This window comes from Lentibacillus salicampi (assembly GCF_004565465.1).
Lineage (GTDB): Bacteria > Bacillota > Bacilli > Bacillales > Amphibacillaceae > Lentibacillus > Lentibacillus salicampi.
The window spans coordinates 1-12,728 of sequence record NZ_SRHY01000017.1; the positions used below are offsets into that span (position 1 = coordinate 1).

General features: G+C 42.3%; 15 protein-coding genes. 3 read left to right on the forward strand and 12 right to left on the reverse strand.

The genetic code is table 11. The features are described 5' to 3' along the window. Window positions 1-271: 271 nt before the first annotated feature. The 11 genes from E4U82_RS10880 to E4U82_RS10930 all read right to left on the reverse strand — a co-directional run bounded on the left by E4U82_RS10880 (window position 272) and on the right by E4U82_RS10930 (window position 9,485). Window positions 272-490, reverse strand: a complete 219-nt coding sequence (locus E4U82_RS10880; RefSeq protein WP_135110212.1) for a DUF5348 domain-containing protein — start codon at window positions 488-490, stop codon at window positions 272-274. Next, window positions 487-1,266, reverse strand: coding sequence for an IS21-like element helper ATPase IstB (gene istB / locus E4U82_RS10885; protein WP_135110213.1), 780 nt, complete (start codon window positions 1,264-1,266; stop codon window positions 487-489). The genes E4U82_RS10880 and istB overlap by 4 nt, the downstream gene beginning before the upstream one ends. After that, a complete protein-coding gene (gene istA, locus E4U82_RS10890) occupies window positions 1,250-2,509 on the reverse strand; it encodes an IS21 family transposase (RefSeq protein WP_135110214.1) in 1,260 nt (419 codons plus the stop codon). The genes istB and istA overlap by 17 nt, the downstream gene beginning before the upstream one ends. A 364-nt stretch (window positions 2,510-2,873) precedes the next feature. Then, window positions 2,874-3,011: a DUF3953 domain-containing protein gene (locus E4U82_RS20295; RefSeq protein ID WP_342447732.1), complete on the reverse strand. Its 138-nt coding sequence runs from the start codon at window positions 3,009-3,011 to the stop codon at window positions 2,874-2,876. A 317-nt stretch (window positions 3,012-3,328) separates the two neighbouring features. Further along, complete coding sequence (locus E4U82_RS10900) at window positions 3,329-3,613, reverse strand: hypothetical protein (RefSeq protein WP_135110215.1); 285 nt, start codon at window positions 3,611-3,613, stop codon at window positions 3,329-3,331. A 1-nt stretch (window position 3,614) separates the two neighbouring features. Then, window positions 3,615-4,703 carry an IS630 family transposase gene (locus E4U82_RS10905; protein ID WP_135110216.1) on the reverse strand — a complete coding sequence of 363 codons (1,089 nt, stop codon included), beginning with the start codon at window positions 4,701-4,703 and terminating at the stop codon, window positions 3,615-3,617. 220 nt (window positions 4,704-4,923) lie between these two features. After that, on the reverse strand, window positions 4,924-5,196 hold the full coding sequence (locus tag E4U82_RS10910; RefSeq protein ID WP_135110217.1) for a hypothetical protein: 273 nt from the start codon (window positions 5,194-5,196) through the stop codon (window positions 4,924-4,926). Between the two features lie 100 nt (window positions 5,197-5,296). After that, window positions 5,297-5,617 (reverse strand): TIGR04104 family putative zinc finger protein, encoded by a 321-nt coding sequence (locus tag E4U82_RS10915; protein ID WP_135110218.1) that lies wholly within the window; start codon window positions 5,615-5,617, stop codon window positions 5,297-5,299. 71 nt (window positions 5,618-5,688) lie between these two features. After that, window positions 5,689-6,114 (reverse strand): hypothetical protein, encoded by a 426-nt coding sequence (locus E4U82_RS10920; RefSeq protein WP_135110219.1) that lies wholly within the window; start codon window positions 6,112-6,114, stop codon window positions 5,689-5,691. Between the two features lie 473 nt (window positions 6,115-6,587). After that, window positions 6,588-7,184 carry a 2-keto-4-pentenoate hydratase gene (locus E4U82_RS10925; RefSeq protein WP_245183560.1) on the reverse strand — a complete coding sequence of 199 codons (597 nt, stop codon included), beginning with the start codon at window positions 7,182-7,184 and terminating at the stop codon, window positions 6,588-6,590. Window positions 7,185-7,457: 273 nt separating this feature from the next. Then, on the reverse strand, window positions 7,458-9,485 hold the full coding sequence (locus tag E4U82_RS10930) for an ABC transporter permease subunit (protein WP_135110221.1): 2,028 nt from the start codon (window positions 9,483-9,485) through the stop codon (window positions 7,458-7,460). Window positions 9,486-9,682: 197 nt separating this feature from the next. Between E4U82_RS10930 and E4U82_RS10935 the strand changes: the two genes are divergently transcribed. Further along, window positions 9,683-10,915, forward strand: a complete 1,233-nt coding sequence (locus E4U82_RS10935) for a winged helix-turn-helix domain-containing protein (RefSeq protein ID WP_135110222.1) — start codon at window positions 9,683-9,685, stop codon at window positions 10,913-10,915. Window positions 10,916-11,005: 90 nt separating this feature from the next. Here the strand turns inward: E4U82_RS10935 and E4U82_RS10940 are convergent, their stop codons facing one another. Then, on the reverse strand, window positions 11,006-11,359 hold the full coding sequence (locus E4U82_RS10940; RefSeq protein WP_135110223.1) for a DnaJ family domain-containing protein: 354 nt from the start codon (window positions 11,357-11,359) through the stop codon (window positions 11,006-11,008). 185 nt (window positions 11,360-11,544) lie between these two features. On the opposite strand from E4U82_RS10940, the gene E4U82_RS10945 reads away from it, so the two are divergent. Both E4U82_RS10945 and E4U82_RS10950 read left to right on the forward strand, forming a co-directional pair. Next, window positions 11,545-11,868: a PadR family transcriptional regulator gene (locus E4U82_RS10945; protein ID WP_135110224.1), complete on the forward strand. Its 324-nt coding sequence runs from the start codon at window positions 11,545-11,547 to the stop codon at window positions 11,866-11,868. Continuing rightward, window positions 11,865-12,728: a permease prefix domain 1-containing protein gene (locus E4U82_RS10950; RefSeq protein ID WP_135110225.1), complete on the forward strand. Its 864-nt coding sequence runs from the start codon at window positions 11,865-11,867 to the stop codon at window positions 12,726-12,728. The genes E4U82_RS10945 and E4U82_RS10950 overlap by 4 nt, the downstream gene beginning before the upstream one ends.

Sequence of the window (12,728 nt, forward strand, 5' to 3'; positions counted from 1 at the left end):
CCTCTAGTTGTTTAATAAATAAATTCTTCCAATTTGATAAATCAGGAGAAAAGTAGATAATATCTTTATTAGTAAATGCAGGTATAGGAACATCTGAAAAAACATTTGTTGCTAGTTCTTCTGACGTTGTCAAGGCCAATTTAAAATTTTATAATATAGCCGGTTTACTTTTTTAGAGTATAGCCAGAATTTTGGTGAAGGAGGTGGGCTAGCCCACCTCCTTCACCAAAATTTCGCGCCGGCTGGCGGGGACTGGCTGTGGGCATCTTTCCTATAAATAAATCGTATATTGATCATTTTCCCGTAAATCAAACCTGGCATCTTCCATAACGACGTACCACTTGTCGGCTAATTCCAATCGACAGGGAATGGATCTTCGACCAATGTATAGCGCAAAGGTTTCTCCGCAATGGAGGGCGTAGTCTCGTTCCTGTCGTTCAACGAACCATTGTTCCTGATTCTGGTCATAATGCATGCTGTACTTGATCATTGTATCCCCTCCGCCCCCGCTTTTGTCGGTACAACGCCCGCTTGGATCTTTTCTTTCAGACGGTAGGAGTCACCTCGTATGTTGAAAACGGAACTATGATGCAGGAGTCTGTCCAAAATGGCTGTTGCCAATACGGTACTGCCAAGCATGTCTCCCCATTCACTATACGATTTATTAGACGTAATAATGAGAGAGCCTTCCTCGTATCGTTTAGATACCACTTGAAACAGGATTTGGGCACTGGTGGCATCAAATGGGGCGTACCCAATTTCGTCCATAATGAGAACGGTAGGCCGCGCATATTGCCGCAGAAACTTTTTGATTTGATTGTGTTCTACAGCTTCCTTTGCTGCTTCGATAAATTCATCAGATCGGATAAATAGAGCTGTTTCTCCTTGGTCAATTGCTTCTAGGGCAATGGCGACAGCTAAATGCGTTTTTCCCACCCCAGGAGGTCCCAAAAGTAAAATATTATGTCCATCCCGGTAAAAGGAGCGCGATATTAGGTCGCGAATACGCTTTTCGCTTACACTGGTTTGAACCGTAAAATCAAACTCCGTCAACGTTTTCACAAATGGAAATTTAGCTTTTTTGATTCGGCGATTCCAGGATGCTTCTTTCTTAAAATCTTCTTCATAACGCAGAACTGTACTTAAAAATTCGGCATATGTTATACTTTTACTAGAGGCTTGTTCCAGGATGGCGTCGAGGTCTTGAGCCACCGCCTTCCATCCAAGCTGCAGACATCGTTCATGCAGGTCATCTATTGCTTGCATAATCGGATTCCTCCTCTTTTAAATTCTCATAATAGTCGAGGGACCGAACTTCTACATCCGGAGCTTTCTGAACGTGTGGGGAGGTCGCCAAACCCATATCCCCTTCGTCAGGAGTTCCTTTTATTTTTGGTAGATGTTCAGGCCGGTAAACAACGGTTTTGTCCGGATTTATATCAACTACATATTCCGTGATTTTATCTTTGTGATCCCATACCTCAAAGGTATCCCTGTCTATCCAGCGGATTCGAACCTCTTTTAATGATGGTCGGCTCGGAACGGAATATTTTTTGGACTTGATCGAGATATACCCGTCATTTACCACGCGTTTTTCCCATTTTGTAACGGTGTAAGGTTTAATTCCTGTAATTGGCTGTAACTTGTCCTGTTCCTCTTTAAATCTCTCATCAGGTGCTACACCAGTCGTTTGATTGGGTTTGTAATTTGCCACCGTTAGAAGCCATGCCAATGCATCTTCGTTCCAAGCATCCAAAGAAGGTTCATGCTTCCGCTGCAGGAAATTATTTCGGACGTATTTTACCGAGTTTTCAACTTTTCCCTTGGTCCGGGGTTTTCCAGGCTGACATAGATCTACTCTGAATCCGTAATAAAAGGCAAAATCGTTAAATTCCGATGTCAGGATAATTTCCTTTTTAAGTCGCTGCTGGACAACGGTTTTCATGTTATCGAACAGAACCTTCCTTGGAATACCGCCATAATACTCAAATGCCTGTACCATGCAGCGTAGAAACGTATTCATTTTCATATTCCTTGTAAAACAAAGGAATCGTTTCCGTGAATAACTCATGGTCATGATAAAACCATACGTTCGCTTTCGGGATCCATCCATCTCTCGGATCCCACAATCCATCCAATCCACTTGAGCTTGTTCGCCAGGTCCAGTTTCATACCTTGGGATCCCTTGTTTACCAGGGGCCTTTCGAAACGGTGTCACAAAATCTTTCAGGATTGTCTTCCTGCCGGTATAACCCTTTTCCTGCAGTTCATCAAAGAGAACTTCGCAGTTTGTCGTTCCTTCCTCGATCCGTCGCTTTATGTAGTCCTTATACGGATCAAGCTTGCTTTTCCTTTTGGGCCGTGTTTGTTTTTCAGGAAGTTCTTCTGTGTATTTTTTAGCTGTCGGCCAGCTAACTTGCATTTCTTCCGCTATAGCCGTGATACTCCATCCTTTCTTGTGTAAATCCTGAATCATCCAGAAAACCTCTTCTCTCATTTCATAGTTCACTTTTTCTCGCCTCCCGTAATAGATTATAAACCTATTACGGTAAAAAGTGTCGAAACTCTAAAGTTTTATTCCGGCTATATTCTTAATTTTACACTCGTCTGTACCAACGTCCAAACAATACCTTTGGGCTTATCTTTTAGCTCGAAATGCTTTTCTAATATAAGCTGATATTCATTTAATTTCTTTGTGAATTTGCCTATCAACTCTTGATATTTTCATATTCCTCTTTTGTTTCAAAAGCAAATATTTGTTTCAATTAAAACACCCCATATCCTTATCCAAATAACTGTTCATTCACTTCACAATCTGGCCCTTATATGTGTTATCGGTGCGATTCCTTATTAGGGAATCGTGCCCTATTGCTTTATAAGGTATAAACTCCAACAAAAAGACTAAACCCAGCCGCAAGAAACATTGTGAAGGCAGATGGTTTTCGTTTTTGAAATTCAGTTATCCCCATAAGAAGACACAATAGTCCTATTAACAGCAAAACATAAGGCATTATTATTCCAGTTATACCAGTTATCAAACTATAACTAGATAGGACTACTACAACAATCGCTAAAGTTATTCTAAGTATTTTCACTAGTAGAACATTTCAAAAGTCCTTTCCCGGCTGAGTTGTCGGTAGGGAAACTTTTTTTCGGAAAGGCAAATGTTTAAGCTAAAAAAGTAACCCATTCTACTTGTTTGCGAACAAAATATATTATTTTGAATATATCGTTTGTCTTTAGCACCTAAAAAAGATATACATCTCATATCTGTCACAAGATTATTTTAAAAATTCGAGTTGTCCATATTTAACTGCTGACCTCAAACCTACCAAGGAGCCAGGGCAAAGGCGAAATCATTTGTCAGTAACGTGACCATTTCGTCCATGGTTCCTCTGAAGGGTGTGGATTCCCATTTTCCACGGTGGTCAGCCATGCCAAGTTGGTAGTACTGGGCAGTGACCTTTGTCAATCTCGCCCGGTTCACTTTTTCGTCGTCTTCTACCGAATAAATGACCAGGTGGTTCCCGTGTTTACGGACATTCAAATGGGTGAATCCTTTCCGTTCCAGGATACCTTCCAGCACATCTTTTTCCATTGGATCGGTTGTCATGTTATGCAGCCTCCTTAGTTTCATGTTGCATCGGGTAGCCGCCGAATGTCCAGTTAAACGGATGTGCTTCTTCCTGATTCCATTGCTCAATGAAAGCCAGTACAGCTTTTTTCAATTCCGCTGTGGAATGGAAACTGCTCCATTTCAGGCAGCGTTTATGCAGGATGGCGAAAAAGATCTCCACCTGGTTGACCCAAGAGGCATGAATAGGCGTATAGTGGAAAGAAAATCGGTTGTTATGTTTTTCGTTAAACCTGCTCCATCTCTGGGATGGGCCATCCTTATGAATATTTAAATTATCCCAAATGATGATGACGTTTTGATCGGGATAGGCACAGGCCAGTTTCTCCATAAATGCCAGCAGGTCATCAGCCTTTCGGGTAGGACGTATCTGTGCGACAACCTTGCCAGTGTTAATCTCAAACCCGGCAATTAGTGATTCTGTACCATGACGTATATATTCATGCTCGTAACGGCCGGGCTGGCCAGGTAAAGCAGGTTGCGGCTCCATTTTGCGTTCCAGGGCCTGCATACCGGTTTTCTCATCAACGGAAATGACCACGGCATCTTTTGGCGGATCAAGATAAAGCGACACGACATCATTCACTTTTTCCCGGAATCTTGGATCTTTACTGTGTAGCCACATCTCATAACTTTGCGGGTGGAGATCGTTACGTTTTAGAGTACGTTGGACGCTCGAACGACTCATGACTGGACCCTGTGCGTTATGCGCTGCTGCTTCAGAGAGGATATCCAGGTTCCAATGAGTGTGAGTCGAATAACCATAATTCCATGGCTGGTCACAGGCTATCGCAATGACTTCACATCGCTGCTGGACGTTAAACTTGGCAGGAGCACCGGATCGGTAATGGTCGTAAAGTCCGCTTTCCCGGTTTTCCACATAACGATCGCGCCATTTTTTAACGGTTTTTACCGAGATGTCCAGATTTTCCGCAACTTGATGTTCTGTTTGATTTTCCAGGGTTAATTGCCAGATGATTGTTGCTCTTAATTTCATTCGAAATTCAATGCTTTGGCCATTTTTCCAGTGATGCAACACATTTTTTTCGCGTCTTGAAAGAGATAACATGGCTACTCACCTCTTAGAAGTTGGTAAACTGGATTATATTTCCAGTCTAACAAGCTAAACGGGAGTATGTTAAAAAAATTAACTGGAAGGAATTTCTGGTATATTCTACTAGTTCTTCCCCCCTCAAAAGTAAAATTTGAACCTGAACAAAATGGCCCTTATGTACATTGAGGGCGCCAGGTCTTATTCTAGATAGGCACCCTATTCTTGGATAAAATAATTAACTACATTCATGATGAGTCCGTTTCTTTTTTGTAATTACCATCTCAACCAAAATCGCAATAAATGACATTATCCCCATACCAACAGCTGTATATTTAAAAGCTGTATTTCCGTGACTCACAAAAAGAACGTTTATCGTAATAGCTGCCACTAATATCGCCATTCCCAGCTGGGTCATGATTTTATTATTTGAGTGTTTTCTTTTGAAAAACTGAGTTTTGGTAGCAGTTAAAAACAGTATTACAGCTAATGCTGCAAGTAAAATAATCATTCCTTCTCACCCCGCTTTATTCCTCAAAATGCACTACAATGGCAAATTGGGCGCTATCCTTTATTCCAGATGTGCGCCCGTTTCTGGAATAACCCTTCTTTCATTCCTTATCTCCAAAAAAGTTTATATATTTCTCTTTGCAACTCAACTCCACTAAGTATGGATATATAAGTAAAATAATAGCAATCAAAACAGGCAACAAACCAAGTGTGCCAGCTAATGATAGATTAAGAAAATTTGGTATCATAATCATCAGGAAAACAACAATGCCCGTTAAAAAGCCACCTTTTGTTTTTGATTTCTGTGTTTGGTATTGTTTTTTTTCGCAGTAAGGACAAACCATCGCTGGATCCAAGGTAGTCGTCTTTTTAACTGTTTGTTTCCAACTCCACTTATTATTGCAATTTTCGCAGGTAGGCACTTTAATCCCTCCTCTCGTAATTCAATAATATGGCCAGTTTCTAGCACAACCTTGTGCGACAAAAGCGCCCGTTAGTTTAATAAATCTAAAACAACTTCTGAAATTCTATGCCTCAGTACCAATTGTGTTTTTCTGATTTTCATATTTACATTTGCAATATCCTCTGATTGTTTTTCCCAGGATAAATTAGTTTCATTTTCTAAATTCACTATTTCACGCTCTATCCAATTCTCATAGTTATTGTATATGTCTTCGGCTCTCAATTCATTTTTAAAAGGGTCTGGTATCTGAAAATGTAGATTGAAAAGCCATTCCTGAAATTTCTTTTCTCCCAATTCGTTTATAATTTTATTAAATTCACCAAGTATATCTGCAATTAATTTTTCTGGGAACTTTTCCTTTTTCATTCCCAGCCCCAAATTATAAATAGTAAGCTCATCAAGGTTTTTGTTCTCCATTCCTAAATAATCATAAAAGAACTTATTTAATTTACTCACAAAAATCCCCCCATATACAAATAAAACTATGCCACAATCTGGCCCGATTGTTGTATACAAATATTTTAACATATTGAATTCACACCTTCTAAAAAACTTGGAGGTTTTATTAAATTTTTTATAAATTAACCTATAATCTTCACGTCAAATGCATTACAAATAACAAGCACTTTGACAGACATATTAACGAGGGTACATAAATTTATGTACATCTTATGGTTAGTCCCTAAAAAGTGTTTATTTAAAAATAACATCTTAAAAAGCACAAAGTATTGTGGTTTTTAAGATGTTACTAACACTGTATGTGATATCGAAAAGGGCCGAATGACCTTTTTGGGAGTGAACCATCTTATAAGTTGTATGTTATTTGGTATGTTATTTTGTATTTTCTCTCCCAGAACTGAATTCGTTACTGTAAACGCGGAGGCTTTTCATTGTTTTATAGGTTTCCACTATTTTACAGAGCCAGTGAACTAGCGCGAAAATGTGACACTAACGTCTCCGATACCTGTGAAGGTGGCTTGATATGTTCCTTCCTTAACACGCAGAGGGGGGATGAATGTACCAGATGCAATGATCATACCTTTTTTCAGCGATTTGCCATGGCTTTTCAGTTTACCAGAAAGCCATGCAACGGATGAGGCCGGATTGTCCAGCACATTGGACGAGATTCCTTCGCCAATTTTTTCGTCCTGATGGTATAATGCCATGTGGATATCGCCCAATTGTTCAAAAGATGGGGGAACAACTGCATCTGAAATGACCACTAGTCCTGCGGCGCCATTATCACACAGGAGATCTTCCAGCGTAAAGTTGGGGAACCAGTCCTTATAACGGGAGTCAGGAATCTCAAGTCCTGCAGCGACCTTGCTTTTGAAAAGGATTTCGTCTTCCGTTGCACTCATCGATAGGTCGTCTGTCAGGATAAATACTAATTCCGTCTCAATCAGCGGATCGAATAGCGTGTCCAATGAGACCGTATCCTGTGATTGTACGAGATTTCCTTCAGTGAATGTCCCATACGCCGGTTCATCAGTATTGGCATATGCCTGTGTATCCGGGCTTGTCATGCTGATCTTGTAGCCGCTTATACACTCAAGTGTGCTTTCGCGTTTTTTCTGAATAAACTGTTCCTGAATGGTGTAGGCTGTTGGTTCATCTAATGTATAATGGTGCCGGATAAACTCAATCGGTTCTTTTCTCTCATGAGCAGTCTGCAGCCTATGGACGATTTTCCTGTTGATATCGGTTATTGTGGTAACCTCCCTCGTTGAATGAACATGTTTGAAATGATAACGCTGTTTCTTTCATTATAAAGGGGCGCCTGATTTTTGTTAAGCTGCCTAGTTAGCCTCAGATTTACCAACGCGCCGGAAACGTTGACTGTCCACCTCATAATTCGAGGCGGCTTTTTGCTGCAGTTTGTTTCGCCTTAATTTCCTGACGTTAAAGATGACACCCACTTTTGTCTGCTGGACTTCTTTAACCCCATAAATGATGAACTGCATGGCATAAATACTTACCATGAACGCGAGCAGCACCCAGGCAAAGAGCCAGTACTCGCCGGATGATAGGGCATGGGTGGTTGAACCAATTAGTCCCGACCATTCATAGGATATCGATCTTGGCGGGTCCTGTACGAGCCCGAATGTCATGTTTGTACCACCGAAAAAAAGATCGAAAATTCCCAGATGCATAAAGATAATCAAAACCTGAATAAACTGCTGTCCAAACAGAATTGTCATGCGGGCACTGATATGCGGGAGGACATGCCGCCGGAAAATGTGCCATCTTCCGCCACCGAGCACCTGGGCACTTTTAATAAATTCATTGTTCAACACCCGCTTCATTTCGTTCCCCAGCAGGACAGAAGTGAGCGGAACGACCAGTATGGTTAGAATAATGATTTCCAGCACGATCCGTTCCGTCATCGAATAAGCGAATCCGGTTTGCGCTTCGGTTAAAATCGGCCGCAGCAGGATATAGGCGACCAGACTCAAAGGCAAAAAATGAATGGAATCAGCCGTCTTTTCAAGCCACTTTTGACGTCTTGGACCACATCCGAATGCAAATAGCACGCCGCCTGCCAGCCCGATAAACACCCTCAGGAATGCAATCAGCAATCCGAAAAAAAGTGTATATTTTGCACCAATAACCAGCATATCCAACATACTGAAACCCTGCCCGTCAGAGCCGAGCAAAAACGGTTCCGGCGGCGCATGCGCTGGTGTGCTTTTGATAGTAGTGCCATCCTCTTCGTAAACAATTGAGGCTTGATCGACATGGTCATCTGCCGTCACGGAATAGATCACGCTGATACTGATCAATACAATGAAAAACAGACTGCCGGCAGCAATTTTCCAGTTTTTCATATAGCCGTAAAGCGTACGAAATAGTCTTCCCGCTGGCCGCCGCGGGTTCAACTTTTGCCATTCAATCCGTTTGAAGTGATAAAGCAGACGTTTCAAAAACCCGCCCGGATGATATAGTCGTTGTCTTTTTAAATTTGTCTCTAGTTCAGACTCACGGCTTTCGCTTAGCCAAAAATCCGTCAGTTGAAAAATAAAGAAAAATGACGTGAACAACATAATCAATGAGGCGGCGATGGTCATCGGTGTAAAACTCTCCAGAATGAAAAAGCTGATACCGTGCACATTAAATATTCGCTCAATGATAAACTGGCTGGAAAGCGCGGCCCAGATAATCATTTTAGTATGGTGCAACGTTGTCGGCATTATATTGCGCAGGACATGGACGATTAAAATACCGGTTTTCCGGATGCCTTTACTCTTCAGGAAAATAACATAATCCTTTGCGAATTCCTCTTCTATCATCAAGAGCATAATTTTAAACAGCGAGACCATTGGCAAAATGGCCAGCGTGATAATCGGTAATGCGTATGCCTTGTTTTCCATATAGGACGCAACTCGGAACAATTCGACGTCAAATGTTTTCAGCAAAAAAAGCATCAGCATCTGCACAAGAGCCGCTACAACAATATCTGGAACCGATTCAAGAAAATCAAGAACCCGTTTGACAGCCTGCATGGCCCTCTGTGGGAGAAAGTTGGCGCCGAATGCCAACAGAAATGCGAGGGAAAACCCAAGAAGCAGCGCGCTGAACAGGATCTCCATTGAATAAATAAACGGGTCCCATAGCGTACCAATCAGGGAAAATTCACCTGATGACATGGGAACATCATAGACCCACGAACCCGGCTGGATAAACGTGATTAAAAATTCTCCCAGTCCTGCAAAATAGTCTAACGGATTTGCCAGCCCCGACATTGCTATAAATTTTGGAAACACACTAATACAAATAATTCCGAAAATGCCAAGTGAATAAAAAACCACAATTTTGGCCAGCTTCATTGTAATCCCCCAAGGTATGATGCTATATCTGTATTCTGAGAATAGTAACAGTTTACCATAAGCATTGAAAAAGCTGAATAGATGGTTTGTCAAAATCCTGGAATATCCTAATATCTCTGGCCATTTATGTGGTAAAATAAATGAAGATTCGATACGTTCAAGTTTAATTTATAAGACCTTGAAGGAAGGAAAAAGCAATGAAACCATACCAGGTAAACCGGCGTGCAGTCCGGCGATTTTTGCTGGATACGCAGCACTTGCTGTCAAATAACGATCAAAGGATGGATCAATCTGTCCAAGATAAGACATTACAGATGATACGTCAGCTGGAATGTGTACAGATGGATGCTGTGGCTTCTGTTGCGCGTAATCAGCATCTTGTACTGGCAGCGCGGGTTCCCGATTACCGGCCCGACATGCTAAATGAACTGCTGGTACAAGGCGATTTATTCGAGTATTGGGCAAACGCGGCGTGTACGATTCCAATGGAGGATTATCCGCTGTTTGAAGCAACCCGCATACGTTTCCGAAGCCAAATGCGTGAAGAACTCGGCAAGCTCGGATCTGTTGTGGATGGTGTTCTGGCTCGGCTGCGTCGTGAAGGTCCGCTTCCGTCGCGGTCGTTCCGAGCAAAAGACCGTGTACACGGGGCATGGGATCATAAACTGCCCAAAACCAAGGCAACTTCTCATGCTTTGAATCTGCTGCTTGATACAGGGGTGATCCGCGTTGTCTGCCGGGCAGGCAGTGAGCGGTTTTTTGACTTAACAGAACGGACGATACCGGAGACCCTATTGCAGGATGCTGAAAATATGGACACGGCTACATCGAAAAAAGCACTTTTGGAAAAGTATCTACGGGCCTACCGTGTGTTTGATGCAGGAGATGCACGGTTGGGATGGCAAAAAATGAGCGCCGCAGAACGTCAGGAAGCGATCATGAAACGGGTTGAAGAAGGAAGCGTTATCCCATTGGACATAGAAGGTGTACGCCGGCGGTATTATATATTGCCTGAAGATCTGGACAGGCTAAAAAACCATGAACAGGATGTGCGGGAAGGTGGACTGTCGGATGATGCGCAAGTCCGGTTTTTGCCGCCGCTGGATAATCTGCTTTGGCGCCGGGAGCGGCTTGTCGACCTTTTTGAGTTCAACTATAAATGGGAAGTTTATACGCCAAAAGCCGAGCGTCGTTACGGTTATTATGCCATGCCAATCCTCGCCGGAGATCGCCTGATCGGCCGGATTGATCCTGGATTGGACAGAGAAAATCAGGTGTTAAACGTCCGTCTGTTGCAGATTGAATCCGATGTGGAAATAACGCCAACCCTTCGCAGGGATCTGAAGGATGCTTTGGAGGCCTTTGTGGCATTTCATGAAGCTCGTGACATTACGATTGAGCGGGCGGAGCAGGATATTCGGATTTTTTGATTTCAGACCAGGTCTTTGGTGTACAGCATGGAAGGGTATTCCACTATAAAAAAGGGAAACTGGTTACATGTATGCCATTAACCAGTTCCATCAGGACAGCTTTTTGAATATCTTTTTCCGATAGAACGGAAATTTCAGGTTACGGTGCAGCTTTTTCTTTTCGACAAGGTCATCAAGCTGTTTGCCTTTTCTTACATCGTCCTTATATTCCTCACCGGTTGCGTAGGTCATTAAATCTTTGTCGCTCATATCCTGACCGCTTTTACGGTCATCTTCCTCGGGCACAAAGCCGGCATTCTTCAAAGTTTTAAACGCTTGGTTGAGTTCCGGTGACAGACCAGGCAGTTCATCCCGTACATTCAACTTTTTTCCTTTACCGGGCAAATTGTCAAACTCACCGTTATCAATGGCTTCTTTAATTTGATCCTCGACAAACATGTACATAGAAGCACCCTTTCTTTAGTTCTTTCATTATATCAAAAAATGGTTACGTTTGCTTAAACCTTTTCAAAACCGAATTCCAGGATTGAAACACGAACTTGTTGCATGAATATTTATTGATTTGTTTTATTCCAACCCTTGTAACACGATGCACATCGTAATACAATATCAAAAGAGGTGATACTGGAATGGACCGTGAAATCATGAAAGGCAGCATTGATATTTTATTGCTCAATCTGCTGAACGGGAACGATATGTATGGCTATGAAATGGTTAAAGTTCTAAAGGAGAAAAGTGAGCAGCTTTATAATATGGGAGAAGGGACACTGTATCCGGCTTTGAAGCGTATGGAAAAAAAGGGTTGGCTTCAGTCGTATTGGCATGAAATGGAACACGGAAGAAGGAAGTATTACCGGATTACAGACGATGGTAAGGCTGAATTGGACAGAAAGCTGGGCGAGTGGAACAGTGTCCATCATCTGATTACGAAAACATCAGGGGATTTATCATGACCAATATGGAAAGGCACGTGGAAAAAATATTGGAGCAAATGCAAAGTCCACATGATGAGCGTGAAGAAATACGGGAGGAAGTTCTCAATCATTTGGAAGAAGCGAAGCAACACTATATCAGCGGTGGTTTTAACGAAAAACAGGCCGAAAAGCGGGTGTTATCGGAATTTGGCAGCGCGGAGACGATCGGAAACCAGCTGCAGGAATCGATGTATCCCTACCAGCGCGGGCTGTTATATGTGATTGGAATAGGGACCATTTTATTTGGTGTTATCTTTTATTTAACGTCGGCATTTTTTCTGCATAATCCGATTCCAGTGTGGCTGGCTATCCAGCTAGTCACAGGCGGAACAGTTACCCTGGCTGCCATCAATATTTCGTTTGTTGGCCGTTATTTTTATTTGGTAAATGTCTTACTGCTCGTCAATGTTTTATGGAATGGGATTAATATTGCGATCATGGAAGTGAGGCCCCGGTGGCAGGCGATCTTCTTCGGCATTTATCTGTTAGTGCTGGTTGGGCTTGGTCTTGTCGCGGTTATCCGAAATGCCTATTATTCAAGCAGTCCGGCAGCAAGTAAACAGCGTCATCGTGGAATGGTACTGCTCAGTCATATTGTCAATTTGCTCTTTGGCCTGGTCGTGGCCGGTGTGAGTCTGTTCTTTCTGTGGGCGTTGCTGGCTTTTTCCGAAGCGAAGGCTGACGTCATATTGACGGTGGTTCCCATTATCATTTGGGTCATTACGTACAAATTTCAGATGCGGTATATTCCTAAAAAACCGCTTATTTCGATAGCAACAGGTCTTGGCTTTTCTGTACTATCGATTGTATTGCCTTTTATGATCCTTCGTTTGCTTTAG

Excerpts from the sequence above, each read along its gene's own strand:
- E4U82_RS10900 (WP_135110215.1), bottom strand. The coding sequence starts at position 3,613 with ATGACAACCGATCCAATGGAAAAAGATGTGCTGGAAGGTATCCTGGAA.
- E4U82_RS10925 (WP_245183560.1), bottom strand. The coding sequence starts at position 7,184 with ATGACAAGCCCGGATACACAGGCATATGCCAATACTGATGAACCGGCG.
- istB (WP_135110213.1), bottom strand. The coding sequence starts at position 1,266 with ATGCAAGCAATAGATGACCTGCATGAACGATGTCTGCAGCTTGGATGG.
- E4U82_RS10905 (WP_135110216.1), bottom strand. The coding sequence starts at position 4,703 with ATGTTATCTCTTTCAAGACGCGAAAAAAATGTGTTGCATCACTGGAAA.
- E4U82_RS10945 (WP_135110224.1), top strand. The coding sequence starts at position 11,545 with ATGGACCGTGAAATCATGAAAGGCAGCATTGATATTTTATTGCTCAAT.
- E4U82_RS20295 (WP_342447732.1), bottom strand. The coding sequence starts at position 3,011 with ATGCCTTATGTTTTGCTGTTAATAGGACTATTGTGTCTTCTTATGGGG.
- E4U82_RS10910 (WP_135110217.1), bottom strand. The coding sequence starts at position 5,196 with ATGATTATTTTACTTGCAGCATTAGCTGTAATACTGTTTTTAACTGCT.
- E4U82_RS10940 (WP_135110223.1), bottom strand. The coding sequence starts at position 11,359 with ATGTACATGTTTGTCGAGGATCAAATTAAAGAAGCCATTGATAACGGT.
- E4U82_RS10935 (WP_135110222.1), top strand. The coding sequence starts at position 9,683 with ATGAAACCATACCAGGTAAACCGGCGTGCAGTCCGGCGATTTTTGCTG.
- E4U82_RS10880 (WP_135110212.1), bottom strand. The coding sequence starts at position 490 with ATGATCAAGTACAGCATGCATTATGACCAGAATCAGGAACAATGGTTC.
- E4U82_RS10930 (WP_135110221.1), bottom strand. The coding sequence starts at position 9,485 with ATGAAGCTGGCCAAAATTGTGGTTTTTTATTCACTTGGCATTTTCGGA.
- E4U82_RS10950 (WP_135110225.1), top strand. The coding sequence starts at position 11,865 with ATGACCAATATGGAAAGGCACGTGGAAAAAATATTGGAGCAAATGCAA.